The organism is Amaricoccus sp. (assembly GCF_017995835.1).
Lineage (GTDB): Bacteria > Pseudomonadota > Alphaproteobacteria > Rhodobacterales > Rhodobacteraceae > Amaricoccus.
This window is the reverse complement of the sequence record NZ_JAGOID010000005.1, coordinates 11931-37796: the sequence shown is the minus strand read 5'-3', so window position 1 is coordinate 37796 and position 25866 is coordinate 11931. Positions and strand designations below refer to the sequence as shown.

At 68.8% G+C, this 25866-nt stretch carries 29 protein-coding genes; 14 read left to right on the top strand and 15 right to left on the bottom strand.

Going from position 1 to position 25866, the window contains the following annotated elements:
- Window positions 1-911 precede the first annotated feature (911 nt).
- The 4 genes from KBA23_RS01715 to KBA23_RS01700 form a co-directional block, all read right to left on the bottom strand.
- Window positions 912-1178, bottom strand: coding sequence for a flagellar biosynthetic protein FliQ (locus tag KBA23_RS01715; protein WP_290736014.1), 267 nt, complete (start codon window positions 1176-1178; stop codon window positions 912-914).
- 85 nt (window positions 1179-1263) lie between these two features.
- Window positions 1264-1557, bottom strand: a complete 294-nt coding sequence (gene fliE, locus KBA23_RS01710; protein ID WP_290736011.1) for a flagellar hook-basal body complex protein FliE — start codon at window positions 1555-1557, stop codon at window positions 1264-1266.
- A 14-nt stretch (window positions 1558-1571) separates the two neighbouring features.
- A complete protein-coding gene (gene flgC / locus KBA23_RS01705) occupies window positions 1572-1958 on the bottom strand; it encodes a flagellar basal body rod protein FlgC (protein WP_290736008.1) in 387 nt (128 codons plus the stop codon).
- A gap of 5 nt (window positions 1959-1963) precedes the next feature.
- Window positions 1964-2353, bottom strand: coding sequence for a FlgB family protein (locus KBA23_RS01700; protein WP_290736005.1), 390 nt, complete (start codon window positions 2351-2353; stop codon window positions 1964-1966).
- A 90-nt stretch (window positions 2354-2443) separates the two neighbouring features.
- Between KBA23_RS01700 and KBA23_RS01695 the strand changes: the two genes are divergently transcribed.
- Both KBA23_RS01695 and KBA23_RS01690 read left to right on the top strand, forming a co-directional pair.
- Entirely contained in the window at window positions 2444-3757 is a 1314-nt protein-coding gene (locus KBA23_RS01695; RefSeq protein ID WP_290736002.1) for a FliI/YscN family ATPase, read from the top strand.
- Window positions 3758-3846: 89 nt separating this feature from the next.
- Window positions 3847-4350, top strand: a complete 504-nt coding sequence (locus tag KBA23_RS01690) for a hypothetical protein (protein ID WP_290735999.1) — start codon at window positions 3847-3849, stop codon at window positions 4348-4350.
- Window positions 4351-4556: 206 nt separating this feature from the next.
- On the opposite strand, the gene KBA23_RS01685 is transcribed toward KBA23_RS01690, so the two are convergent.
- From KBA23_RS01685 to KBA23_RS01670, 4 genes are all read right to left on the bottom strand, one after another.
- Window positions 4557-5387 (bottom strand): DUF1217 domain-containing protein, encoded by an 831-nt coding sequence (locus tag KBA23_RS01685; protein WP_290735997.1) that lies wholly within the window; start codon window positions 5385-5387, stop codon window positions 4557-4559.
- A gap of 16 nt (window positions 5388-5403) precedes the next feature.
- Window positions 5404-5808 (bottom strand): flagellar biosynthesis repressor FlbT, encoded by a 405-nt coding sequence (flbT, locus tag KBA23_RS01680; RefSeq protein WP_290735994.1) that lies wholly within the window; start codon window positions 5806-5808, stop codon window positions 5404-5406.
- Window positions 5805-6185: a flagellar biosynthesis regulator FlaF gene (gene flaF, locus KBA23_RS01675; protein ID WP_290735991.1), complete on the bottom strand. Its 381-nt coding sequence runs from the start codon at window positions 6183-6185 to the stop codon at window positions 5805-5807. Before flaF ends, flbT begins: the two co-directional genes overlap by 4 nt.
- A 104-nt stretch (window positions 6186-6289) precedes the next feature.
- Window positions 6290-7108 (bottom strand): flagellin, encoded by an 819-nt coding sequence (locus KBA23_RS01670; RefSeq protein WP_290735988.1) that lies wholly within the window; start codon window positions 7106-7108, stop codon window positions 6290-6292.
- A gap of 221 nt (window positions 7109-7329) precedes the next feature.
- Between KBA23_RS01670 and KBA23_RS01665 the strand changes: the two genes are divergently transcribed.
- A complete protein-coding gene (locus KBA23_RS01665) occupies window positions 7330-7884 on the top strand; it encodes an invasion associated locus B family protein (RefSeq protein WP_290735985.1) in 555 nt (184 codons plus the stop codon).
- Here KBA23_RS01665 and KBA23_RS01660 read toward each other — a convergent pair.
- Entirely contained in the window at window positions 7871-8299 is a 429-nt protein-coding gene (locus KBA23_RS01660; protein WP_290735982.1) for a Fur family transcriptional regulator, read from the bottom strand. The two genes, KBA23_RS01665 and KBA23_RS01660, sit on opposite strands and share 14 nt — an antisense overlap.
- A 114-nt stretch (window positions 8300-8413) precedes the next feature.
- Between KBA23_RS01660 and KBA23_RS01655 the strand changes: the two genes are divergently transcribed.
- From KBA23_RS01655 to KBA23_RS01605, 11 genes are all read left to right on the top strand, one after another.
- Entirely contained in the window at window positions 8414-9301 is an 888-nt protein-coding gene (locus KBA23_RS01655) for a metal ABC transporter substrate-binding protein (RefSeq protein ID WP_290736102.1), read from the top strand.
- Window positions 9298-10170 (top strand): manganese/iron ABC transporter ATP-binding protein, encoded by an 873-nt coding sequence (locus KBA23_RS01650; RefSeq protein WP_290735980.1) that lies wholly within the window; start codon window positions 9298-9300, stop codon window positions 10168-10170. The genes KBA23_RS01655 and KBA23_RS01650 overlap by 4 nt, the downstream gene beginning before the upstream one ends.
- Window positions 10171-10225: 55 nt before the next feature.
- Window positions 10226-11065, top strand: a complete 840-nt coding sequence (locus KBA23_RS01645) for a metal ABC transporter permease (protein ID WP_290735977.1) — start codon at window positions 10226-10228, stop codon at window positions 11063-11065.
- A complete protein-coding gene (locus tag KBA23_RS01640) occupies window positions 11058-11900 on the top strand; it encodes a metal ABC transporter permease (RefSeq protein ID WP_290735974.1) in 843 nt (280 codons plus the stop codon). The genes KBA23_RS01645 and KBA23_RS01640 overlap by 8 nt, the downstream gene beginning before the upstream one ends.
- A 117-nt stretch (window positions 11901-12017) precedes the next feature.
- Entirely contained in the window at window positions 12018-12869 is an 852-nt protein-coding gene (gene sseA, locus KBA23_RS01635; RefSeq protein ID WP_290735971.1) for a 3-mercaptopyruvate sulfurtransferase, read from the top strand.
- A gap of 13 nt (window positions 12870-12882) precedes the next feature.
- Complete coding sequence (locus tag KBA23_RS01630; protein ID WP_290735968.1) at window positions 12883-13440, top strand: GNAT family N-acetyltransferase; 558 nt, start codon at window positions 12883-12885, stop codon at window positions 13438-13440.
- A 16-nt stretch (window positions 13441-13456) separates the two neighbouring features.
- Window positions 13457-14641, top strand: a complete 1185-nt coding sequence (locus KBA23_RS01625; protein WP_290735964.1) for an amino acid aminotransferase — start codon at window positions 13457-13459, stop codon at window positions 14639-14641.
- Window positions 14642-14848: 207 nt separating this feature from the next.
- Window positions 14849-15418, top strand: a complete 570-nt coding sequence (gene petA, locus KBA23_RS01620; RefSeq protein WP_290735961.1) for a ubiquinol-cytochrome c reductase iron-sulfur subunit — start codon at window positions 14849-14851, stop codon at window positions 15416-15418.
- Window positions 15419-15429: 11 nt separating this feature from the next.
- Window positions 15430-16743 carry a cytochrome b N-terminal domain-containing protein gene (locus KBA23_RS01615; protein ID WP_290735959.1) on the top strand — a complete coding sequence of 438 codons (1314 nt, stop codon included), beginning with the start codon at window positions 15430-15432 and terminating at the stop codon, window positions 16741-16743.
- 11 nt (window positions 16744-16754) lie between these two features.
- Window positions 16755-17546: a cytochrome c1 gene (locus KBA23_RS01610; protein ID WP_290735957.1), complete on the top strand. Its 792-nt coding sequence runs from the start codon at window positions 16755-16757 to the stop codon at window positions 17544-17546.
- A 62-nt stretch (window positions 17547-17608) separates the two neighbouring features.
- Window positions 17609-17989 (top strand): HIT domain-containing protein, encoded by a 381-nt coding sequence (locus KBA23_RS01605; RefSeq protein WP_290735954.1) that lies wholly within the window; start codon window positions 17609-17611, stop codon window positions 17987-17989.
- A gap of 70 nt (window positions 17990-18059) precedes the next feature.
- Here KBA23_RS01605 and lpdA read toward each other — a convergent pair whose 3' ends face one another.
- From lpdA to KBA23_RS01575, 6 genes are all read right to left on the bottom strand, one after another.
- Entirely contained in the window at window positions 18060-19448 is a 1389-nt protein-coding gene (gene lpdA, locus KBA23_RS01600) for a dihydrolipoyl dehydrogenase (protein WP_290735952.1), read from the bottom strand.
- Between the two features lie 82 nt (window positions 19449-19530).
- Window positions 19531-19923, bottom strand: a complete 393-nt coding sequence (locus tag KBA23_RS01595) for an MAPEG family protein (RefSeq protein WP_290735950.1) — start codon at window positions 19921-19923, stop codon at window positions 19531-19533.
- Between the two features lie 10 nt (window positions 19924-19933).
- A complete protein-coding gene (odhB, locus tag KBA23_RS01590) occupies window positions 19934-21457 on the bottom strand; it encodes a 2-oxoglutarate dehydrogenase complex dihydrolipoyllysine-residue succinyltransferase (RefSeq protein ID WP_290735947.1) in 1524 nt (507 codons plus the stop codon).
- Window position 21458: 1 nt separating this feature from the next.
- Entirely contained in the window at window positions 21459-24401 is a 2943-nt protein-coding gene (locus tag KBA23_RS01585; protein WP_290735944.1) for a 2-oxoglutarate dehydrogenase E1 component, read from the bottom strand.
- Window positions 24402-24502: 101 nt separating this feature from the next.
- Entirely contained in the window at window positions 24503-25387 is an 885-nt protein-coding gene (gene sucD, locus KBA23_RS01580) for a succinate--CoA ligase subunit alpha (RefSeq protein WP_290735941.1), read from the bottom strand.
- A gap of 1 nt (window position 25388) precedes the next feature.
- Window positions 25389-25865: a hypothetical protein gene (locus KBA23_RS01575; RefSeq protein ID WP_290735938.1), complete on the bottom strand. Its 477-nt coding sequence runs from the start codon at window positions 25863-25865 to the stop codon at window positions 25389-25391.
- Window position 25866 lies beyond the last annotated feature (1 nt).

Below are 25866 nucleotides of genomic sequence, written 5' to 3'. Positions count from 1 at the left end.
TTTGAAAAAAAATTAGACTTCCAATGTCTGGTCAAGAGATGCAGGTTTCCACATCCGGGTACGACTTTCATATAGAGCAGCTAGTGGACGGTTTTACCGTCAACGTGTCGTCGAACTCACCGCTTCCAGACGACCTTACCATGCGGGTCGAAGAGGCGCTTTGCTTCATGCTTGCGCAACCCGTCTTGCCCCGCGTCATCGCTCAAGCGACCGGTACCCGGCTCAAATCAACTACATTGAGATCGAAGGAGGTGCGTTTGCAGCCACCGATCTCAGGGAAGTGCTCGGAAGACCATTCTTGGAAGATGTTTGAAAAGTACTTTTCCTATGTGACGGAGAACGCCACGACGGGGCTATGGCATTTGTGATCAGCGCATTTACACATGGCGCAAGCGGCCAGTGCAAACTCCCTAGACGCATGGAGTATAGGCCTCAGTGTAGCTGTAGAGGGATTGGCTAGTCTCATTAAAATTGAGCAGGATGAGGCGGAAAGGCGGAGGCTCAAGGATCTCCAAAGGCACGTTCTGAGCGAAGTTCGCTCCCACGAAGAGTTTAGAGGGTTTGCCAATAGAGTGCAAGGTTGCCTCAGCGGACTTGATAAAGTGAGGCCCGCCGACAGACTTAACTGGCTCGTGAAATTGGGTATCACAGAGCAGAGACTTGTTAGAACTTGGAGAACGCTTCGCAACAGCAGCGTACACCCCGTCGATGCCGGCGACATGGACCTAGCGTCAGCTAGTTTCCAAAATAAAATAGACGAGATACATTCTGTAGTTACATTAATGTACCAAATAGTATTCTACTTGATTGGATACGAAGGGCCATATACGGACTACTCCCAAAGAGGCTATGCAACGAAAGATTTTCACGGCGCCACTAAACTAGCGTAAAAGGTGTTGGCATGGATGGCCCTACCTCGTCCCCACCATAGCGATGATCTGGTCCTGATAGAAACGCACCAGCGTCTGCCCCGAGAAGCTCATGGTGATCCAGAACACCACGAGGATCGCCCCGAGCTTGGGGACGAAGGTCAGGGTCATCTCCTGAACCGAGGTCAGCGCCTGCACGAGGCCGATGGCGAGGCCGACGACCAGCGCGACGGCGAGGATCGGGGTCGAGACCACCAGCGCCACCCACAGCGCCTGGCGCAGGATGTCGAGGACTGCGGCCTCGGTCATCGGAGCGACCCTGTGGATAACTCTGATGGCACGGAATATCCTAGCAAAAACAATTGCATGATCCGCGTACCACTGTGATACGGGATCAGACGGGCATCCGCAGGATCTCCTGGTAGGCCTCCACCACCTTGTCGCGGACCGCGACGGCGGTCTGCACGGCGAGCTCGGTCGCGGCCAGCGCCTCGACCACCGCCTGCGGGTCGGCGCGGCCGGCGAGCCCGGCCTTCACCGTCTCCTCGCTCGCCCGCATCGTGGCCATGAAGTCCTGGGCCGCGGCGGCGAAGGCCTCGCCCGGCCCCTTTGCGGCCACCGGCTCCGGCCGGGCGGCGACCTGCGCCGCTCCGTAGACCTGCGCCGCCAGCGTCGATCGAATATCCATTCCCGCGCCCTCCGTCAGCGCCGCAGCAGATCAATGAGCGAGCCCGCCATCTGCCGGGCCTGCTCGAACATCTTCAGGTTCGCCTCGTAGGAGCGGTTCGCCTCCCGTGCGTCGGCGATCTCGATCATCATGTTGACGTTGGACGCCTCGCGATAGCCGTCGTCGCCGGCGAGCGGGTGGTTCGGGTCGTGGATGCGCTGGACCTCGGTCCGGTCGAGCCGCACCGGCCCGGTCGCCACCGCCCGCGTGTCGCCGGCGATGACCTCCTCGAAGCTGACGAGCTTGCGGTGGTAGCCGGGCGTGTCGGCGTTGGCGATGTTCTCGCTCGAGAGCCGCAGCCGCGCCGCCTGCGCCGCCATCCCGCTCGCCGAGGCCTGCATCGTTCTCGCGATGTCGTTCATGGCGCTCAGCCCTTGCCGATCGAGGTGCGCAGGATGTCCATCGTCTTGCGATAGACACCGAGCGCCAGATCGTGGCTCTGCCGCACCTCGGCGCCGCGGACCATCTGGTCCTCGAGGCTCACCGAGTTGCCGTTCGGCGTCTCCGCCCCGAAGGCCGCCGCCTCGCGCGCCTCGAACCGCGGGTCACCGTCGACGAGGTCCATGTGCCCCGCCCGCGTCGTCTTCGCCGCAAAGCCCGCGCCCTCCTCCAGCGTCGTGGCGAAGTCGACCACGTCGCGGGTGCGGTAGCCCGGGGTGTCGGCGTTGGCGATGTTCTCGGCGACGAGACCCTGCCGGGCGGTGGCGTGGGCGGCAAGCGAACTCGCCAGCCGCAGGAGCGTCAGGTTGTGGTCCATGCTCGGGCTTCTCCCGTGATGTCTCGCAACCCGGCCTTAACGATCGTTGGTTGAGAAAGCGTAATCGAGAAAGCCGGCAGGAACTGCGAAATGCTCAACGACTTTTCCGCGCTTCGCCAGGAGATCGGCCGCATCCGCAACCATGTCCGCGTCGGCCGCGTCGTCGCGATCGGCCAGGCGTCGCTCGAGATCGCGGGGCTGACCCATCAGGCGCGGATCGGCGACCAGGTCTCGATCGCCGCCAGGGGCGGCGGTGTCCTCGGCGGCGAGATCGTGGCGCTCTCGGGCGACACGGCGCGGGCGATGACCTACCAGCCCCTCGACGGCGCGGCGGTGGGCGACGCGGCGACGCTGCTCGGCGCCGCCGAGGCGCATCCCTCGACCGACTGGACGGGCCGCATCGTCGACGCCTTCGGCGCGCCGCTCGACGGCCGGCCGCTCAAGCCCGGCCCGGTCGCCGCGCCGCTGCGGCGCGCGTCGCCGGCAGCGGCGTCGCGCAAGGGGCTGGGGGCCCGGCTCGCCAGCGGCCAGCGCGTCTTCGACACCATGCTGCCGATCGCGCGGGCGCAGCGGATCGGCATCTTCGCGGGTTCCGGCGTCGGCAAGTCGATGCTGCTGGCCGGCCTCGCCCGCGGCATCGAGGCCGACATCGTCGTGCTCGGGCTGATCGGCGAGCGCGGACGCGAGCTTCGCGACTTCACCGAGCACGCCCTCGGCCCCGAGGGCATGGCGCGCGCGGTGGTGATCGCGGCGACCTCGGACCAGGCCCCGCTGATCAAGCGCCGCGCCGCCTGGATGGCGATGGCGACGGCGGAGGTGTTCCGCGACCAGGGCCGCCACGTGCTGCTGATGCTCGACAGCCTGACCCGGTTCGCCGAGGCGCATCGCGAGATCGCGCTGACGGCGGGAGAGGCGCCGAGCCTGCGCGCCTACCCGCCCTCGACCGCCAACATGATCGCGGCGCTCTGCGAACGCGCCGGGCCCGGGCCATGGGGCAAGGGCGACATCACCGCGATCTTTAGCGTGCTGGTCGCCGGGTCGGACATGGACGAGCCGGTCGCCGACATCACCCGCGGCGTCCTCGACGGCCACGTCGTTCTCGACCGCGGCATCGCCGAGCGCGGCCGGTTCCCGGCCGTGGACGTGCGCCGGTCGGTCTCGCGCAGCCTGCCCGGCGTGGCCAGCGAGGCGGAGAACGCGCTCCTCGCCCGGGCGCGGCGGGTGCTCACCACATACGAGAACGCGGCGCTGATGATCCAGACCGGGCTCTATGCCGCCGGTTCCGACGGGGCGATCGACGAAGCGATCGCGCTTTGGCCCGGCCTCGACGCCTTCTTCGCCGAGACCGCTCCGGACGGACCGGAGGCGAGCTTCGCGCGCCTGCGCGCCGTGCTCGGCGGCTGACGGGCGCTCGGGAACCAACCGCCGGTTGCGGGGTTTATCCTGCACGAGGCGCGAAAAGCCGCCTTGCCCGAATTCCGGAGGCAATCCCGATGAAACGCTACCTCGCAGCCGCATCCGCGGCGATGATCTCGCTTGCCCTCGCGGCGCCCGTCGCCGCCGAGGACCTGGCTCTCAAGCAACTCCAGGACAGCGCCATGACGTCGATGGCGCAGCTGAACATGGACACGTCGATGGTTGACGTCCTGACGCTGGAAGAACTGACCCGCATCCAGGGCCTAACCTCGGGCGCCCTCTCGCCGTCCGAGAAGGTGGCCCAGATCGAGGCCGTCCTGCGCGACGCCGATGAGCGCATCGCGACAGGTGGCGCCGTGATCCCGTCCGGCCCCCCGGGCGACATCACCACGGGCGATCTCGATGGCATCACCGACATCCGGCACGGCGTCCGCGCCGAGATCGCCAAACTCGGCATGAACTCCGAGGTCGACGTCGACACGCTGACCGACGACCAGCTCATGCGCATCCATCTGGTCACGCAGAGCGTGTCCAATGAGGGGGCGCAGAAGATGCAGATAGAGAAGATCGTCACGGACTGACGAACTCTCGCCCGCACCCGGAGGCCGCCCCCTCGCCGGGGGGCGGCTTTCCGGGTTCCAGGACACCTTTATACCGGCGAGTCTGCCAGGCCACCCGGCGCAACACTGGCTAACACGCGTGATAGGTAGGATAACTACCTGAATACACACGATAAAAGTGTTAAGGCTCAAAAAGGTCCGCGAGTCGTTTCAGGAGCCCGCCGGTATTACCTCAGCGACGAGAGCAGGTTCACCAGGCCCGAAGAGCCGCGCGCGTTTTGCAGCAGCGTCAGCGCCGCCGCCCCCGGCGCGGTAAGGGAGGGCCCGGCCTCGATCTGCGCGCGAGCTAGAAACCGGGTGATGACCTTTTCCACGTTCTCCGCCTCGGCGAAGGCCGAGAGGTTCGACGTGCCGAAGAGCGCCGAGGTCTTGTCGCGCAGGATCTCGCGTTGCCGGTCGACGTCGAGCTTGCCGAAGGACGACGGCAGGCCATAGGCTTTCTCGAACACCTCGCGCAGCGGCGAGGAACCGATCACGCTGTACCAGCTGCCGCCGTCGGCGCCTGCCGACAGGTCGGCGATCTCGCGGCGGAAGTTCATCGCCAGCCGCAGGTCGTTGTTAGTCTCGCCCACGGCGGCCTCGAAGGCGCGGGTCTTGTAGGCCTCGACGATCCTGTCGGCGAAGCCGGCCGCGGCCGTCTGCGCGCCCGTGGCATTGCCGAAGCCGAAAGCGCCGGCGAGCTTCTTGAACCCGGGCGCGGTCAGCCGGCTCGCCAGCGCCTCGGGGTTCTCGGTTCCGCCCTCGAGCACCTTGCGCACGAAGGCCTTCTTGTCGATCTCGCCCCCGAGACCGAAGGCGCCGAGCGCGACCTTGAGCAGGCGCCGGTCGGCGACCAGAGCCTCGGCCGTCGTCGCCTTGCCGATGTTCTCGCGGAAGTAGTCGAGCTCGCGCTGGAGCGCCGGCCCCTTCTCGAAGGCCGCCTTCTGCGCGCTCTCGGTGCGTTCGAGGAAGCGCCATCCGGCGAGGCCGGCGAGCGGGATCTGGGGCGTGAAGGCCATGGCGCTGCGCTCCCGGTCAGTCCGGCGTGCTGCCGAGCAACCGCATCTCGCGCGGCATCAGGTTTCGGAGCGCCCGCATCGCCTGGTAGAAGCGGCCCTCCGACGTCGCTGCGGTCGCGGCGGTCAGGTGGGCGCGGCTCTCCGGGTCGGTGAAGACCTGGGAGAGCTGTTCGATCCCGCGCAGCACCTGGCGGCGCCCCTCCTCGGGATCGGCCTCTCCGGCGAGGACGAGCTGGGCGACGTATGCTACCCGACGAACCGGCGTGTTCGCCTCGGAGGGATGGATCGCATCGCGCAGCCGCAGGACGTTCGCCTCGGGCGTCAGGATGTTCAGGCGCGCCCGGCGCTCGCCGTTCTGCATGACGACGCCGTTGATCATGATGCGCTCGTGCGGTCCGAGCTTGAGGACGAGGCCGCTCATGACGTGGCCTCCGCCTGGCCGCGCAGGCCCCGCATGATCGAGGTGTTGATGTCGACGAGCGGCGCGACCGAGGCCTTGCCGGCGAGCACGCGCAGCGTGTGCTTGCGGACGAACTCGGCGAGGCCGACGAGCTGGCCGCGCAGCGCGGCGGGGAGCGCGTTGCCGGGAGACATAAGATCCTCGGCGAGGGTGCCCCACAGCCGCTGGTTGTCGGCGACGGCCGCGGCGAGGGCAGGGAAGGCCGCCCGGTCGGTCTCGTCCACCGCGCTCATGCGATGGGTGACGCGGGCGAAGACGGCGTATTCCGTGTCGCGCTCGGACCTTACGGGAGCGGCGGCGCTGGCGTAGCCGGTGCGGGCATGGGCGTTCAGGTTCATCGTCAAGCCTCGTGGGGGCCCGGGCCGCGCGGGGCCGGGAGGATCGGGCGATGGAGCGAGGGAGGGCGGGGCGGGCCGTCAGGCCCGCCCCGCCGGGACCGCTATCAGCGGAAGAGCGACAGGATGCTCTGCGGCGCCTGGTTGGCGATCGACAGCGACTGGATGCCGAGTTGCTGCTGCGTCTGCAACGCGGTCAGCCGGGCCGAGGCCTCCTCCATGTCGGCGTCGATCATCGCGCCGGAGGCGTTCTTGATCGCGTCCATCTGCTTGCCGAGGAAGCTGTTCTGCGCGTCGATCCGCGCCTGCGCCGCGCCGAAGGCCGCCGCCGCGTCGATGGCCGCCTGGAGCTGGGTCTCCACCGCATCGAGATCGGATTCGTCGGTGGCGTCGGCGACGAGCGTCACGTCCGCCGCCGCGTCGGTCACGAGGTCGACGCCGTCCACCGCGAGCACCTCGAGGCCCACGCTGCCGGCGCTGGCGCGGGTCAGCGAGACGGTGAAGTTCTGCGTGGTGGTATTGTCGACCATGTTGATGCCGTTGACCTGCGCCGAGGCGCCGATCGACTGCATCGTCGCGGTGTAGGTGTCGACGTCGGCCTGGAGCTTGGCGAGGTCGGCGCCGGGCTTCTTGGCCTCGACGACCTTGGCCTGCACGAGCTTCAGCGTGTCGACCATCTGCTCCGCCGCGTTGCGGGCGACGCCGATGGTCTCGGAGGCCGCGGTCAGCGACTCCGACATCTTCTTGTAGGCGCCGACGTCCGAGGTCATCGTCGCGGCGATGGCCCAGGTCGAACTGTTGTCCTTGGCGGTCGCGATCTTCAGGCCGGTCGAGATCTCGTTCTGGACCTTGCCGAGGTTCGAGTTGATCGACTTCAGCGTCTGCAGGGCGACGAGCGAGGAGGAGTTGGTGAGGATCGAGGACATAGGTCGGTTTCCCTTCGAGGCGCGAGGCTTTCGACCCCGCTGGTTGACTGGACGACCCCGGTGCGGGGCCGCTGACCGTCCTTCTGACTCTGCGGCGTCGGGACTGGTTTCGCGCCCTGCCGCGCCGACCGTTTCGGGCCGCGTGGTGGCACATTCCACGAGCATCGCTAAGAAGGGGCTAATGGGGCGAAACTATCTTGGTTGACATATGGTTAGCGTCGTTGCAGCGCGCGCTGGTTCTCGCCGCCGCGCTCCTCGCGCCCGTAGCCGCGCGCGCCGACCCGCCCGCCGCCTATGGTGCGCGCCGCGCCGCCGAGATCACCTTCCGGGACTGGCGGCTCGCCTGCCTCGGCGACGACTGCGTGATCCGCTCGGCCGTTCGCGCCGCCGACGGCGCGCCCGTGCTCGGTCTGGAGGCGGGGCCCGGGGGGCTCGTCCTGTCGACCGCGCTGCCGCTGTTCCTGCCCGACGGGCTGTCGCTGGCGATCGGCGACGAGCCGCTGCGCGAGGTTCCGTGGCGGACGTGTGATCGCGACGGGTGCGAGGCGCTCGCACCCATGGACGCCGATTTCCTCGACGGCCTGAAGCGCGAGCGGGCCGTGGACGTGACGCTGACCCTGCTCGAAGGGGTGCGCGTGCGCCTGCCGGTTTCGCTGCTCGGGTTCACCGCCGCGTGGGACGTGCTCGCCGCGCGGGTTCCGCCTGCGCCTGCGCCGCCGCCTGCGCCCGCGCCGCGGCCTGCGGACGGTCCCGGCTCCGCCGTCACTCCGCCTTGATGCGCCGCCCGTAGAGTTCGAGCCGGTGATGGACGATCTCGTAGCCGAGCCGGGTCGCGATCTCCTGCTGGATCGCCTCGATCCGGCTTGACGCGAACTCGATCACCTCGCCGGTGTCGATGTCGATCAGGTGGTCGTGATGCGCCTCGGGCGCCTGCTCGAAGCGGGCAGGGCCGTGGCCGAAGGCGTGGCGCTGGATCGCGCCGGAGTCTTCCAGCGCCCGCATCGTCCGGTAGACCGTGGCGAGCGAGATGCGGCTGTCCATGGCCACCGCCCGCTCGAAGATCTCGGCGGCGTCGGGGTGGCCATGGGCGCTGTGCAGGATCTCGAGGATGATCCGGCGCGGCTTCGTGATGCGCAGTCCCGCGTCGCGCAGGATCGCCTCGTAATCCGCCGTCTTGCCCGGGACCGTCATCGGGGCCGACCTTAGCCGAGACGCCATACTCGCGCCAATCGCAGTTTTTGCGAACGATTAGCATTTGCGCTGCTCCGGCGATCCGATATGCTCGCCCGCATCCCGCGCTCCGGAGTGCCCATGTCGCGTCTTGTGCCGAGTGTCGCCCTCGCCTTCCTGCTCGCGCTGCCCGCGAGCGCAGGGGACAGGCTCAAGGTCGCCACCACCTTCACCATCGTCGCCGACATGGCGCAGAACGTGGCCGGAGACGCCGCCGAAGTGGTTTCGCTGATCCCGGCGGGGGCGGAGGTCCACAACTTCCAGCCCACGCCCTCCGACATCCGGGCCGCGTCCGACGCCGACCTGATCCTGTGGAACGGCCTTGGACTCGAGGCCTGGTTCGAGCGGTTCTTCCGCAACCTGCGCGACGTGCCCGCGGTCGTCGTCACCGAGGGGATCGAGCCGATCGAGATCGCCGAGGGGCCCTATGCCGGTCGCCCGAACCCCCACGCCTGGATGTCCGTCTCCGACGCGATGATCTACGTCGAGAACATCCGCGCCGCCCTCGCCGAGGCCGACCCGGAGAACGCCGCGACCTACGAGGCGAACGCCGCGGCCTACGCCGCCGAGATCGAGGCGCTGGCCGCGCCGATCCGCGAGCGCCTCGCCACGATTCCCGAGGAGCGCCGCTGGCTCGCCACCTCCGAGGGCGCGTTCTCCTATCTGACCCGCGAGTTCGCGCTCGGCGAGATCTACATCTGGCCCATCAACGAGGCCAACACCGGCACGCCCCAGCAGATCCGCCGCGCCATCGACCTCATCCGCGCCCACAACGTCCCGGCGGTGTTTTCCGAATCGACCGTCGACCCCCGCTCCGCCCAGCAGGTCGCGCGCGAGACCGACGTCGCCTATGGCGGCGTCCTCTACGTGGACAGCCTCAGCGAGCCCGACGGCCCGGTGCCTTCCTATCTCGACCTGATGCGGGTCACCACGACGACGATCGCAGCGGCGCTGGCGCCATGAGGCCGGGCCTCGTCGTCCGCGACGTCTCTGTCACCTACCGCACCGGCCTGACGGCGCTCGACGACGCGACCTTCACGCTGCCCGAAGGCTCGATCACGGCGCTGGTCGGCGTCAACGGTTCGGGGAAGTCGACGCTCTTCAAGGCGATCATGGGCTTCGTGCCGCTGCGCGCCGGCTCGGTCCAGATCCTCGGGATGCCGCGCGACGCGGCGCTGGACCGCAACCTCGTCGCCTACGTGCCGCAGGCCGAGGAGGTCGACTGGACCTTTCCCATCGTGGTGCGCGACGTGGTGATGATGGGCCGGTACGGACACATGGGCTGGCTGCGCCGTGCGAGTCCGCACGACCGGGCGCTCGTGGAGGCCGCCATGGAGCGGGTGGGCGTCGCGACGCTGGCCGACCGCCAGATCGGGGAGCTGTCCGGCGGGCAGAAGAAGCGCGTCTTCCTCGCCCGCGCGCTCGCGCAGGAGGGCAGGGTGATCCTGCTCGACGAGCCGTTCACCGGCGTCGACGTCACAACCGAGGACGCGATCGTGGCGCTCCTCAAGGACCTGCGAGACGAGGGGCGGGTGATGCTGATCTCGACCCACAACCTCGGGTCGGTGCCCGATTTCTGCGACCGCGCCGTGCTGATAGACCGGCGCATTCTCGCCGCCGGCCCGACGGCCGAAGTGTTCACCCGGGAGAACCTCGAGCGGGCCTTCGGCGGCAGGCTCCGGCATTTCGTCCTCGGCGGCCGCGACCTCCACGACGACGCCGACGAGCGTCGCGTGACGGTCCTGACCGACGACGAGCGCCCCTTCGTCATCTACGATGCCGGCCCCGACGCCGAGACCAGGGCCGAAGCCGCCGCCCGGGAGGTGCAGTGATGGCCCGGCGAGACTCCGCGCGGGCGCCCGTCCGCGCCAGGTGCGCCGGGGCAGCATGACAACGCTCCTCGAGCCGTTCGGCTACGGCTACATGGTCAACGCCATCTGGGTCTCCGCCCTCGTCGGCGCGCTCTGCGCCTTCCTCTCGGCGTTCCTGATGCTGAAGGGCTGGAGCCTCGTCGGCGACGCGCTGAGCCACGCGGTCGTGCCCGGAGTCGCGGGGGCCTACATCCTCGGCCTCCCCTTCGCCATCGGGGCCTTCGTCTCCGGCGGCCTCGCCGCGGGCGCGATGCTGTGGCTCGGCTCGGCGACCCGCCTGCGACAGGACGCGGCCATCGGTGTGGTCTACACCGGGTTCTTCGCGCTCGGCCTTTTCATGATCTCCATCCGGCCGGCCTCTGTCAGCTTGCAGACCATCATGCTCGGCAACGTTCTCGCCATTACGCCCATCGACACGCTCCAGCTCGTCCTGATCGGCGGCGTCGCCCTTGTCGTCCTGACCCTGAAATGGCGCGATTTCCTAGCGGTGTTCTTCGACGAGATGCACGCCCGCACCGTCGGCCTGCGCCCGGACGGGCTGAAGGTCGTGTTCTTCGCGCTGCTCGCCCTCGCGACGGTGGCCGCGTTGCAGACCGTCGGGGCCTTCCTCGTCGTCGCGATGATCATCACCCCGGGCGCGACGGCCTACCTGCTCACCGACCGATTCGGCCGCGTGATCGTCATCGCCGTCGCCATCGGCGCCGGCTGTTCGGCGGTCGGCGCCTATCTGTCGTACTTCGTCGACGGCGCGACCGGCGGGCTCATCATCGTCCTGCTGACGACCCTCTTCCTCGCCGCCTTCCTTCTCGCGCCGAAGCACGGCCTCCTTGCGACGTTGGCCCGCCGCCGTGCCTGAGTTGCTCCTCCCGTTCCAGCTCCCCTTCATGCAGACGGCCTTCGCCATTGCAGTCGCCGTCGCCATCCCCATGGCGCTCCTTTCCTGCTTCCTCGTCCTGCGCGGCTGGGCGCTGATGGGCGACGCGATCAGCCACGCCGTGCTGCCCGGCGTGGTTCTCGCCTATGCCGCGGGACTGCCCATCGCGGTCGGCGCTTTCGTCGCCGGATTCGCCTGCGCGGCCGGCACCGGCTGGCTCAAGGACAACAGCCGCATCAAGGAGGACACCGCCATGGGCGTGGTGTTCTCCGGCCTCTTTGGCCTCGGCCTCGTGCTCTACGCGAGCCTGCCCACCACGCTTCACCTCAGCCACCTGCTCTTCGGCGACATGCTCGGCGTCGTCTGGGCCGACGTCGCCTGGTCTGCCGCCGCGGGGGGCGTCGTCGTCGTGGCGATCCTCGCCTTCCGCGCCGATTTCGCCGCGCAGATCTTCGATCCCACCCACGCCCGCGCCATCGGCCTGCCCGTCCGGGCCCTCCACTACGGCCTGCTCGCGCTCGTCGCCCTGGCGGTCGTGGGCGCGCTACAGGCCGTCGGCATCATCCTCGCCATCGCGCTCCTGATCACCCCGGGCGCGACCGCGCTGCTCTGGGCCCGCCGGCTCGGGCCGATGCTCGCCGTGGCGACCGTCCTCTCGGTCGGCGCGGCTGTCCTCGGCGTCTATGCGAGCTTCTGGGTCGACGCCGCTCCGGCGCCGACCGTCGTGCTGACGCTCACGCTCGCATTCGTGGCGAGCCTCCTCCTGGCGCGCCGCGGCGAGCGGCGGGCCCGCATGGCGCCGGTCAAGCGACCCTGACGCCGCGACGCCGCGCCCGCGCGCGCATCGCCGCAAGAACCTGTCGCGCCCGGGCTTGCCGCAGGCGCCCTTGGCCGGTATTCCGGGCCAACCGCCGCCCAGCCCGAAAGGCGCCGCATGAGCACCAGCGACCCGCAGCTCCTCGTCTCCACCGAATGGCTGGCCGCCCATATCGGCGCCCCCGACCTGCGCGTGCTCGACGCCTCCTGGCACATGCCGGACTCGGGGCGCGACGCGAAGGCCGAGTTCATCGCCGGCCACATTCCGCGCGCCCGCTTCTTCGACATAGACGAGATCTCGGACGACCAGTCCGACCTGCCGCACATGGCCCCCCCGGTGGAGAAGTTCGTCTCGCGGATGCGGGCCATGGGCGTCGGGGACGGGCACCGCGTGGTGGTCTACGACAGCGCCGGGCTGTTCTCGGCCGCGCGGGTCTGGTGGCTGTTCCGGCTGTTCGGCAAGACCGACGTGGCCGTGCTCGACGGCGGCCTGCCGAAATGGAAGGCCGAGGGGCGCCCGCTCGAGGACGGCTGGCCGATCCTGCGCGACCGCCACTTCACTGCGCGCCGCAACGCCGCGCTCGTGCGCGACGTCACCCAGATCGCGGCTTCGGCCAAGCTCGCCGACACCCAGATCGCCGACGCCCGCTCGCCCGGCCGCTTTCGCGGCGATGAGCCCGAGCCGCGGCCCGGCCTGCGCTCCGGCCACATCCCGGGCGCGCGCAACGTCCACTATGCGACGCTCATCAATCCCGACGGCACCATGAAGGATCCCGCCGCGCTCCGCGCCGCCTTCGAGGCAGGCGGGATCGACGTGGAGAAGCCGGTTATCACCTCCTGCGGCTCGGGGATCACCGCGGCAATCCTCAGTCTCGCGCTCGAGCGCCTCGGCAACAACCGTCATTCCCTCTACGACGGGTCGTGGGCGGAATGGGGGGCCTATCCCGACCTCAAGGTCGAGAAGGGTTGAGAGGGGCGAAACGATGATCCACCTCGCGGGGGAGCGGGTCGAGTATGTCGTGACCTTCCTCGAGATGGACCGCCGGCCGAGCTATCCGCGGCCGCCGATGCCGCTCGGACCCGCCTCTGCCCTCCTCGCCGCGGAGCAGCCGCCGGTGTGGTGGTTCCTCGCGCTCTACGACGCCGTCGGCTCCGAGTACGAGTGGACCGACCAGCGCGACAGGCCACGCGCCGAGCTCGAGGCGTTCCTCGCCGACCCTGCCGTCAGTCTCCACACCCTGATGCGCGGCGGCTGGCCGCACGGGTTCTTCGTGCTCGACGGCCGCGAGAAGGGGCTCTGCGACCTCACCTATTTCGGCCTGCCGCCCGAGGCGATCGGCCGGGGGCTCGGGCGCTTCCTGGTCCAGACCGCCGTCCACGCCGCCTGGGACCGGCCAGGTGTGGCGCGTGTCACCGTCAACACCAACTCGCTCGATCATCCTCGGGCGCTCCCCATCTACCAGAAGGCGGGCTTCGCGCCGGTCCGCCGCGAGACGCGCAGCCGGGTGCTGACGCGCGACCGCGATTCCGTCGGCGACTGACCCAACGAGGAACCAGATGCTCGAAACCCTCGAGAACCAGCCGGCAGACAAGATCATCGCGTTGATCGCGCAGTTCGCGGCCGACCCGCGCACGGACAAGGTCGACCTCGGCGTCGGCGTCTACAAGGATGCCGAGGGGCGCACGCCGGTCATGCGTGCGGTCAAGGCCGCGGAGCGCCGCCTGCTCGACGCCCAGACGACCAAGTCCTACGTCGCCCTGCTCGGCGATTCCGCCTTCAACGAGGCGATGGCCGATCTCGTACTGGGGGCCGACCGCCCGCGCGACCGCATCGCCATGTCGCAGCAGGTTGGCGGCACCGGCGCGGTGCGCCAGCTCTTCGATCTGGCGCGGCGGGCCAATCCCGACGTGACGGTGTGGCTGCCCGACCCGACCTGGCCGAACCATGCCGCGATTCTCAAGGGGACCGGCATCCCGTTTCGTGCTCACCGCTATTTCGACCCGGCCACCCGCGGCGTCGATTTCGACGGCATGATGGCCGACCTCCGCGGCATGAAGGCCGGCGACGTCCTGCTGCTGCACGGGTGCTGCCACAACCCGACGGGGGCGAACCTGACCCTCGCCCAGTGGGACGCCCTGGCCGACCTTCTCGCCGAGACCGGCGCGATCCCGATGGTCGACCTCGCCTACCAGGGCTTCGGCGACGGGCTCGAGGAGGACGCAGCCGGTCTTCGCCGTCTCGCCGCGCGCTGCCCGGAGTTCCTGCTCGCCGCGAGCTGCTCCAAGAACTTCGGCCTCTATCGCGACCGGGTCGGCCTCTCGCTGGTGATCGCCCGAAACGCCGCCGAGGCCGACCGTGCCCGGCAGAACCTCTCGGCGCTCAACCGCCTCAGCTTCTCCTTCCCGCCCGACCATGGCGCCAAGGTCGTCGAGATCATCCTCAACGATCCCGAACTGCGCGCCGACTGGAAGGCCGAGCTCGAGGGGATGCGCAGCGGGATGCTCGAGATGCGCCAGGCCTTCGCCGAGGCGCTGCGCCGGGCGACGAACTCCGACCGCTTCGACTTCATCACCCGGCATCGCGGCATGTTCTCGCTCCTCGGCGCGACGCCCGAACAGGTCCAGCGCATTCGCGACGAGCACGGGATCTACATGGTCGGCGACAGCCGCATCAACGTGGCGGGCCTGCCGGCCAAGGGACTCGACCGGCTCGCGGCGGCCATCGCGGCCTCGGGATTCTGAGCGCCATGCCCGCGGTTCCGGCAATGGCGGCCGCCGAAGTCGTGTCGTCGGAGCGCCGCGAGCCGCGCAAACTGCGACACAATCCGCACGGAGCGCTGGACCAGTTGGGAGAAGCGGTCTAGACGGATTTTACCTTCCGGGACCGCGACCAGCGGGACCGACCGAGCAACGCAGGCCCGGCCGGGCGGCTGTCAGGAGTGATATGGGGTGGCCCACGCAGCAAACGAGCACGAAGGCGGCACCCGCCGAGAGTTCCTCTACGTAGCGACGGCGGCGGCGGGCGCCGTCGTCGGCGGTGCAGCGGTCTGGCCGCTCGTCAATCAGATGAACCCGAGCGCCGACGTTCAGGCGCTGTCCTCGATCCGTGTCGATGTGAGCACGGTCGAGGAGGGCACGCAGCTGACCGTCAGCTTCCTCGGCAAGCCGGTCTTCATCCGGCGCCGCACCCCGGACAACATCACCGAGGCCGAGGCCGAGCCGATCGACCAGCTGCCCGACCCGATCGCGCGCAACGCCAACCTGCCGCCCGATTCGCCGGCGACGGACGCCAACCGCTCCTCGCTCGACCCGACGGGCGTCTGGCTGGTGATGACGGGCGTGTGCACGCATCTCGGCTGCGTCCCGCTTGCCGACGCGGGCGACTACGGCGGCTGGTTCTGCCCCTGCCACGGCTCGCACTACGACACCGCGGGCCGCATTCGCAAAGGCCCCGCCCCGGAGAACCTCCCCATCCCAGTCGCGTCCTTCGTCTCCGAAGGCGTCCTCGAGCTCGGCTAAGGAGAGTTCCGATGAGCGGAATCCCGCACGATCACTACGAGCCCAAGACCACCGCGGAGAAGTGGATCGAATCCCGCATCCCGGTCCTCGGCCTCGCCTATACGACGCTGATGATCCCCACGCCCAAGAATCTCAACTGGATGTGGATCTGGGGAATCGTGCTGACCTTCTGCCTCGCGTTGCAGATCGTCACCGGCATCGTGCTCGTCATGCACTACACGCCGGACACTACCCTCGCCTTCCGCTCGGTCGAGCACATCATGCGTGACGTCAACGGCGGCTGGGCCCTGCGCTACATCCACGCCAACGGCGCCTCGCTCTTCTTCATCGCCGTCTATGCCCACATCTTCCGCGGCCTCTACTACGGCTCGTACAAGGCCCCGCGCGAGATCACCTGGATCATCGGGATGCTGATCTACCTGGCGATGATGGCGACGGCCTTCATGGGCTACGTGCTGCCCTGGGGCCAGATGTCGTTCTGGGGCGCGACGGTCATCACCGGGCTCTTCGGCGCGCTGCCCGTCGTCGGCCACGACATCCAGACCTGGCTCCTCGGCGGGCCGGCGGTCGGCAATCCGACGCTGACGCGCTTCTTCTCGCTGCACTACCTGCTGCCCTTCGTCATCGCGGGCCTCGTGGCCGTGCATATCTGGGCCTTCCACACGACGGGCAACAACAACCCGACGGGCGTCGAGGTCCGCCGCGGCTCCAAGGCCGAGGCGCAGAAGGACACCCTGCCGTTCTGGCCCTACTTCGTGATCAAGGATCTGTTCGCACTCGCGTTCATCCTGATCTTCTTCGCCGCGATCGTCGGCTTCATGCCGAACTTCCTCGGCCACCCCGACAACTACCTCGAGGCGAATCCGATGGTGACGCCGGCGCATATCGTGCCGGAATGGTACTTCCTGCCGTTCTACGCGATCCTGCGCGCCATCACCTTCGACATCTTCTTCATCGACTCGAAGCTCGGCGGCGTGCTCGCGATGTTCGGCTCGATCATCATGCTGCTGCTGGTGCCGTGGCTCGACACCAGCCGGACCCGCTCGGGCCGCTACCGGCCGATGTTCAGGTTCTGGTTCTGGGGCCTCGTCCTCGACTTCTTCGTGCTGATGTGGTGCGGCGGCATGCCGGCCGAGCAGCCTTACGTCATCATCAGCCAGCTCGCGACGCTCTACTGGTTCACGTTCTTCCTGGTGGTGCTGCCGCTCCTCGGCGTGATCGAGACGCCGAAGACGCCGCCCGCGACCATCCAGGAGGATTTTGACGCCCACTACGAGGCGCCGGCGCCCGGCGCGGGCGCGGCCCGTCCGACTCCGGCCGAATGAGGAAGACGCCAATGATCCGGAAGCTCATCCTCTCCACGGCGGTGGCGCTCGGCCTCGGGGCCGGCGCCGGGCTCGCGGCCGAGACCGGCGCCCATGTCACCGACTTCAGCTTCTCCTTCGAGGGGCCGTTCGGCAGCTTCGACCAGTCGCAGCTCCAGCGCGGCCTGCAGGTCTACACCGAGGTCTGCGCCGCCTGTCACGGGCTGAGATACGTCGCCTTCCGCAACCTGCACGACGCCGGCGGACCGGCGCTGTCCGACGAGCAGATGCGCGCCTACGCCGCGCAGTTCGAGTTCGAGGATCCCGAGACCGGCGAGATGCGCCCGGGCACGCCGCCCGACCACTTCCCGCCCTCGGCGATCTCGAACGCGCCCGACCTCAGCCTGATGGCCAAGGCGCGGGCCGGGTTCCACGGGCCGGCCGGTCTCGGCATCAACCAGATTATGCGCGGCATGGGCGGGCCGGAATACATCGCCTCCTTCGTCACCGGCTTCACCGGCGAAGAGCGCGAGGAGGCCGGGACGCTCCTCTACGAGAACTCCGCAAAGGGCGCCTTCGTGGCGATGAACCCGGTGCTCTCGGCCGACCTCGTCACCTACGAGGACGGCACTCCGGCGACCGAGGAGCAGATGGCGAAGGACGTCGCCGCCTTCCTCATGTGGACCGCGGAGCCGAAGATGATGGCGCGCAAGCAGGCCGGCCTGACAGCGGTCCTGTTCCTCGTCGTGCTGACGGTGCTCCTGTACTTCACCAACAAGAAGATCTGGTCGACCCAGAAGGGCGAGAAGAAGAAGCACGCCTGATCGCGGGGCCCCGGCCGCGGCAGGCCGGGGCCTCGGCCTCCGAAGACCCACAGGGACGCCCCATGGCCTACGCCTACGACGACCAGAACATCTTTGCGAAGATCCTGCGGGGCGAGATCCCGAACCGGACGGTCGCTGAGACCGAGCACTCGCTGGCCTTCCAGGACATCCGCCCCCAGGCGCCGGTGCATGTCCTGGTGATCCCGAAGGGGGCCTATGTCAACTTCGACCACTTCGCCGCCGAGGCGAGCGATGCGGAGATCCTCGATTTCAACCGCCTCGCCGCGCGTCTCTGCGCCGAGCTGGGGGTCTCGCCGGGGGCGGGCGACGCCGGGTATCGGATGATCGCAAACTCCGGCCAGCACGGCGTGCAGGAAGTGCCGCACTACCACGTGCACATCCTCGGTGGCCGCGTTCTCGGGCGGATGCTGTCGCGGGATTGACGCCGATCCCCGATTTTTCGCCGGTGCGGGGCCCGCGGTCCGGCGAACCGGACCGCGGATGCGAGGTCCGTCAGGCGTGAATGGCGCCGTCGCCGCAGGCGAGCGCGGCTTCGCGCACGGCCTCGGAGCAGGTCGGATGGGCGTGGCAGGTTCGGGCCACGTCCTCGGCGGCGGCGCCGAATTCCATCGCGACGCAGACCTCGGCGATCAGCTCGCCGGCTTGCGGGCCGATGATGTGGCAGCCGAGGATGCGGTCGGTTTCCTTGTCGGCCAGCATCTTCACGAAGCCGTCGCCCATCAGGTAGGACTTCGCCCGTGCGTTGCCCATGAACGGGAACTTGCCGACCCTGTAGGCGCGGCCCGCCGCCTTCAGGCTCTCTTCCGTCTCGCCGACCGAGGCGACCTCGGGGGAGGTGTAGATCACCCCCGGGATCACCCCGTAGTTCACGTGTCCGTGCCGGCCGGCGATGGTTTCGGCCACCGCCATGCCCTCGTCCTCGGCCTTGTGGGCCAGCATCGGTCCGGCGATTGCGTCGCCGATGGCGTAGATGCCGGAAACGTTCGTCCGCCAGTGCGCGTCCGTCCTGATCTGCCCGCGCTCGGTCATCTCCACGCCGACGGCTTCGAGGCCGAGCCCGGCGACGTAGGGCCTGCGGCCGGTCGCCACCAGCACCACGTCCGCCTCGACCGAGCCGGCGCTGTCGTCCTTGCGTAGCCTGTAGTCGACGGTTACGCCCTTCCCGCCTTTGGTCGCGCCCTGCACGGCGGCGCCGAGGATGAAGGTAAGGCCCTGCTTTGCCAGCGATTTCTGCAAGGCCTTGCAGACCTCGAGGTCCATGCCCGGGGTGATCTGGTCGAGGAACTCGACGACAGTCACCTCGGAGCCGAGCCGGGCGTAGACCGAGCCGAGCTCGAGCCCGATCACGCCTGCGCCGATCACCGCCAGCCGCTTCGGTACGGCGCCGAGGGCCAGGGCGCCGGTCGAGGTCACGATCACCTTCTCGTCGACCTCGACGCCCTTGAGCGCCGAGGGCTCGGAGCCGGTGGCGATGATGATGGACTTCGCCTTGTGGACGGCGTCGCCGACCTTGACCTCGCCCGGCGCGGTGATTGCGCCCCAGCCCTTGAGCCAGTCTATCTTGTTCTTCTTGAACAGGAATTCGATGCCCTTGGTGTTGCCGTCCACGGTGGACTGCTTGTAGGCCTGCACGCCCGGCCAATCGAAGGACGGCTTTTCGACCTTGAGGCCCATCTTCGGGAAGTCATGCCCGGCGGCGTGATAGAGTTCCGAGGCGTGGAGCAGCGCCTTGGACGGGATGCAGCCGATGTTGAGGCACGTCCCGCCCAGCGTCTCGCGCCCCTCGACGCAGGCGGTCTTCAGCCCGAGCTGCGCGCAGCGGATGGCGCAGACATAGCCGCCGGGGCCCGCCCCGATCACGATCACGTCGTAGTCAGCCATCCCATTCCTCCGTCAGGATTTTTCCGATGCACAGGGCATATGATTTCCATGCACAATCCATGCGCATGTTTCGTGCGCAAGGTCATGCGATCAGGGCCGCCAGCAGCATGACCATCGTCGCCGTCGCCCCCACCGCGAAGATCGCCGAGCGCCACGGCGACCAGCCGAAGGCGTAGGCCGGAACGTAGAGCACGCGCGCCGCGAGGTAGACCCAGGCGCAGATGGCGGTCAGCCCGCTCGCCTTGCCCGAGAGTGTCACCACCATCACCGCGACGGTGAAGAGCGCCAGCGCCTCGAAGTGGTTCGCGACCGCCCGCCGGAGCCGCCCGGTCAGGGGCGAAAGCTCCGCCGGCGCGTCGCGCGGGCTGGCGTTGTACGCGAAGCCCGCGTCCCGGTTCATCGCCGCCCCGGCCAGCAGGATCTGCGCCGATTGCAGGATCGCTGCGAGCGTCAGGGCGACGAGCTCGGGGGTCATGCCGTTCGGCTCAGAGGTCCAGCAAGAGCCGCCGCGGGTCCTCCAGCGCCTCCTTGACGCGGACGAGGAAGGTCACCGCGCCCTTGCCGTCGACGATGCGGTGGTCGTAGCTCAGCGCCAGATACATCATCGGCCGGGCGACGATCTGGCCCTTGATGACCATCGGCCGCTCCTGGATCTTGTGCATCCCGAGGATGCCCGACTGCGGCGGGTTCAGGATCGGCGAGGACATCAGCGAGCCGTAGACGCCGCCGTTCGAGATGGTGAAGGTGCCGCCCTGCATGTCGGCCATGGAGAGCTTGCCGTCGCGGGCGCGCAGGCCGAGCTCGGCGATCTTCTTCTCGATCTGGGCAAAGGACATCTGGTCGGCGTCGCGCACCACCGGGACGACGAGGCCCGTCGGTGTGCCGACGGCGACGCCCATGTGCACGAAGTTCTTGTAGACGACGTCGGTCCCGTCGATCTCGGCGTTGACCTCCGGCACTTCCTTGAGCGCGTGGCAGCAGGCGCGCGTGAAGAAGGACATGAAGCCCATCTTGACGCCGTGCTTCTTCTCGAACTGGTCCTTGAACTCGTTGCGCAGGTCCATGATCCCGCCCATGTCCACCTCGTTGTAGGTGGTCAGCATGGCGGCGGTGTTCTGCGCCTCCTTGAGCCGGCGCGCGATGGTCTGGCGCAGGCGGGACATCTTCACCCGCTCCTCGCGGGCGGCGTCCTCGGCGGCCACCGGCGCGCGCGGAATCGGCGCGGGGTCGGCCGGGGAGGGGGCGGCCGGGCGCGGCTCGGCGCGGAGCGCGTCCTCCTTCATGACCCGCCCGTCACGCCCCGTCCCGGTGACGTCGGCGGCGGTCAGGCCCTTTTCGGCCATGACCCGCTTCGCCGAGGGCGCGTCCTCGACGTCGCGGGGGTGGATGTCCTCCGGGCCGGCCTTGATCGGCTTGGCGGAGCCGGGGCTCGCGGCCGCCGCGGCTTTGGCCGGCGCGGCCGCGCCGGAGGAGATCGTGCCGAGCTTGCCCCCGGCCGAGACCGTTGCGCCGGCGGGTGCGAGGATTTCGCTCAGCACGCCGGCCGACGGGGAGGGCACCTCGACGGAGACCTTGTCCGTCTCAAGCTCGCACAGGAGTTCATCCTGCGCCACCGCGTCGCCGACCGCCTTGAACCAGACGGAGACGGTGGCCTCGCTGACGCTTTCGCCGAGCGTCGGGACCATCACGTCGACGGACTTCCCGGCGGCTGCCGGCTGTTCGGCTGCGGGCTCGGCGGCGGGCCTCGAGGCCTTGGTGGCGGGCATGGCGTCTGCCTTTTCGTTGATGGTGGCAAGCAGGGCGTCGACGCCGACGGTCTGGCCCTCGGCGGCGACGATCTCGGCGAGGACGCCCGATGCCGTGGCCGGGACCTCGACCGTCACCTTGTCGGTCTCCAGCTCACAGAGCATCTCGTCGACCGCGACCGCATCGCCCACCTTCTTGAACCAGGTGGCGACCGTCGCCTCGGTCACGCTCTCGCCGAGCGTGGGCACGCGAACTTCGATCATGTCAGGCGTCCTTCGGGACCGTCAGGGCTTCATCGACGAGGTTCGTCTGCTGTTCCTTGTGCTGGCGGGCGAGACCCGTGGCGGGCGAGGCGGAGGCGGGTCGGCCGGCATAGGCGGGCCGGCCATGCTTCGCGCCGATGCGGCCGAGCACCCATTCGAGATTCGGCTCGACGAAGAACCAGCCGCCCTGGTTCTTCGGCTCCTCCTGGCACCAGACGATCCGCGCCTCCTTGAACCGCGACAGCTCCTTGGTGAGGCTGAGCGCCGGGAACGGATAGAACTGCTCCAGCCGGAGCAGGTAGACGTCGGTGATGCCGCGGGCGTCGCGCTCCTCGAGCAGGTCGAAGTAGACCTTGCCCGAGCAGAGCACCACCTGGCGGATCCGCTCGTCCGGCACGAGCTCCGTCGTCGAGCTGCCCAACTCGGCGTCGTCCCACAGCACGCGGTGGAAGCTCGATCCCTTGGCCATGTCCTTGAGCGTCGAGACCGCGAGCTTGTGGCGCAGCAGCGACTTCGGCGTCATCAGGATCAGCGGCTTGCGGAAGGTGCGGTGGATCTGCCGGCGCAGGATGTGGAAGTAGTTCGCCGGGGTCGTGCAGTTGGCCACGATCCAGTTGTCGCCGGCGCAGAGTTGCAGGAACCGCTCCGGCCGCGCGCTCGAATGTTCCGGCCCCTGGCCCTCGTAGCCGTGAGGGAGCAGCATGACGAGCCCGGACATCCTGAGCCACTTCGACTCGCCCGACGAGATGAACTGGTCGATCATGATCTGGGCGCCGTTGACGAAGTCGCCGAACTGCGCCTCCCACATCGTCAGCGCGTTCGGCTCCGCCAGCGAATAGCCGTACTCGTAACCGAGCACCGCATATTCCGACAGCATCGAGTCCACCACCTCGTAGCTCGCCTGCTCCGAGGCGATGTGGTTGAGCGGGTAGTAACGCTCCTCGGTGTTCTGGTCGACGATGCCGGAATGGCGCTGGCTGAAGGTGCCGCGGGTGCAGTCCTGGCCGGACAGCCGGACCGGATAGCCTTCGATCAGCAGCGTCCCGAACGCCAGCGCCTCGGCGGTCGCCCAGTCGATGCCCTGGCCGGTCTCGATCATCTGCCGCTTGGCGTCGAGCATCCTGAGCACGGTCTTGTGGGCCTGGAAGCCTTCCGGCAAGCGGGTGAGGGCTTCTCCGACCTTCCTGAGCCGCGAGATCTCCACGCTGGTCTTGCCGCGCTCGTACTTGCCGTCCTGCCGGCCGAGCCCGGACCAGCGGCCGTCGAGCCAGTCCGCCTTGTTCGGGCGGTAGTCCTTGCCGGCCTCGAACTCCTGGTTCAGGTGGGCCTGGAACGCCGCCTTCATGTCCTCGATCTCGCCCTCGGGGATCAGGCCGTCGGCGACCAGCCGGTCGGTATAGAGCTGGAGCGTGGTCTTGTGCTGCTTGATCGTCGCGTACATCAGCGGCTGGGTGAACATGGGCTCGTCGCCCTCGTTGTGCCCGAACCGGCGATAGCAGAAGATGTCGAGCACGACGTCCTTGCCGAACATCTGCCGGAACTCGGTCGCAACGCGGGCGGCGTGCACGACCGCCTCCGGGTCGTCGCCGTTGACGTGGAAGATCGGCGCCTCGACCATCAGCGCGATGTCGGTCGGGTAGGGCGACGAGCGCGAGTACATCGGCGCGGTGGTGAAGCCGATCTGGTTGTTGACGACGATGTGGATGGTGCCGCCCGTCCGGTGCCCCTTCAGCCCCGAGAGGCCGAAGCATTCCGCGACGATGCCCTGGCCGGCGAAGGCCGCGTCGCCGTGGAGGAGGATCGGCAGGACCTTCTTGCGGTCGGGGTCGTTCTTCTGCGCCTGCTTGGCGCGGACCTTGCCGAGGACGACCGGGTCGACCGCCTCGAGGTGCGACGGGTTGGCGGTCAGCGACAGGTGGACCACGTTGCCGTCGAACTCGCGGTCGGAGCTAGCGCCGAGGTGGTACTTGACGTCGCCCGAGCCCTCGACCTCGTCGGGCTTGAAGCTGCCGCCCTGGAACTCGTTGAAGATCGCGCGGTAGGGCTTGCCCATGACGTTGGCGAGCACCGAGAGGCGGCCGCGGTGCGGCATCCCGATCGCGATCTCCTCAACGCCGAGCGCGCCGCCGCGCTTGATGATCTGCTCCATCGCCGGGATCAGCGCCTCGCCGCCGTCGAGGCCGAAGCGCTTGGTGCCGGTGTACTTGACCTGGAGGAACTTCTCGAAGCCCTCGGCCTCGACCAGCTTGTCGAGGATCGCCCGGCGGCCGCGCTGGGTGAAGGTGATCTCCTTGCCGTAGCCCTCGATGCGCTCCTTGAGCCACGCCGCCTGGGCCGGGTCGGAGATGTGCATGTACTGGAGCGCGAAGGTGCCGCAGTAGGTGCGCTTCACCAGCGCGAGGATCTCGCGCAGGTTCGCCGTCTGGAGGCCGAGGACGTTGTCGATGAAGATCGGCCGGTCCATGTCGGCCTCGGTGAAGCCGTAGGTCTTCGGGTCGAGCTCGGGATGCGGCTGCGGGTCGGCGAGGCGCAGCGGGTCGAGATCGGCGACGAGGTGGCCGCGAAAACGGTAGGCGCGGATGATCATCAGCGCGCGGAGCGAGTCGAGCACCGCCTGCTGGACCTGCGCCTCGGTCAGGGTGACGCCCTTCTCGGTCGCCTTGGCCTTGACCTTGTCGCCGATGGCGCGGGCGGGCTCGGCCCATTGGCCGTCTAGCGCGGAGATCAGCTCGCCGGTGGGGGCGGGGGGCCAGTCGGCGCGCGCCCAGCTCGGGCCTGTCGGCGCCCGCTCGTCGCCGAGCGAGCGGAAATACTCGGCCCAACTCGCGTCCACGCTCGCCGGGTCGGTCTCGTAGCGCGTGTGCAGCGCGTCGACATAGGCCGCGTTCACCCCGTTCAGGAACGACGCGGAGTGGAAAAGGGCATTCTGGGACTGTTCGGTCATCGGTGCGACGGGCTGTTACCCGCTCCCTCCCTGCGGCCCCCGCCTTTCGGAGACCGCGACGCTTGCGGCGTCGGTGCGCCGTATCCGTTATCCGGCGGCGCTCAGCGGCCGATGGCCTTGAGCACCGCCTGGCCGAGGCCGGCCGGGCTGTCGGCGACGACGATCCCCGCGGACTTCATCGCCTCGATCTTCGATTCCGCGTCGCCCTTGCCGCCGGAGACGATGGCGCCGGCGTGGCCCATCCGCCGGCCCTTGGGCGCGGTGCGGCCGGCGATGAAGCCCGCTGTCGGCTTGGCGCGGCCCTTCTTCGCCTCGTCCTTGAGGAACTGCGCGGCGTCTTCTTCGGCCGAGCCGCCGATCTCGCCGATCATGATGATCGAGGTCGTCTCCGGGTCGGCGAGGAACCACTCCAGCACGTCGATGTGCTCGGTGCCCTTGATCGGGTCGCCGCCGATGCCGACGCAGGTGGACTGGCCGAGCCCGGCGGCGGTGGTCTGGGCGACCGCCTCGTAGGTCAGCGTTCCGGAGCGGCTGACGACGCCGACCGAGCCGCGCTTGTGGATGTGGCCGGGCATGATGCCGATCTTGCAGGCGTCCGGCGTGATGACGCCGGGGCAGTTCGGGCCGATCAGGATCGACTTCGAGCCCTGAAGGGCGCGCTTGACCTTCATCATGTCGAGCACGGGGATGCCCTCGGTGATGCAGACGATCAGCGGCAGATGGGCGTCGATCGCCTCGAGGATCGCGTCGGCCGCGAAGGGCGGCGGCACGTAGATCGCCGTCGCCGTGGCGCCGGTCGCCTCGACCGCCTCGCTCACCGTGTCGAAGATCGGCAGCCCGATATGGCTTCCGCCGCCCTTGCCGGGCGTGACGCCGCCGACCATCTTCGTCCCGTAGGCGATCGCCTGCTCGGAGTGGAAGGTGCCCTGCGAGCCGGTGAAGCCCTGGCAGATGACCTTGGTGTTCTCGTCGACGAGGATCGCCATCTCAGTTGTCCCTCCGAACGCTGAGCGAGATTCCGGAGCCCGGGCCTTCGCCCGAGCTACCGCCGCCCAGCACATACATCACAAGGGAAGCGCCCTGCCCGGGCACTACCCACGATCTCGATCCGTCATGTCCCGGCGCCGTCGTCCATCTCCCCGCGAAGCCGCGGTTGAGCTGTTCTTCGAGGAGGGCTTGCGCCACCGGCGCCGGCACGTCTTCGCTCATCACCGTGCACCCGGGCGAGTTGAAGCTGTCGCCGGTGTTGATGAACACGTTGACCTTGCCCTTGCGGGCCTCGCTCTCGGTTGCGCTGGCGCCCGGGCCGGTCTGCCAGCCGCGGGCGGACAGGCTGGCGGCGACGCCGGCGAAGTCCGGCAGCCCGGCAAGGCAGCCGCTCGCCAGACCCTCCCGCGCCGTCGCCTCGTCGGCCATGGCCGGGACGCCGGCGAGGAGCGTGATCGCCACCAGCATCAGGCGCATC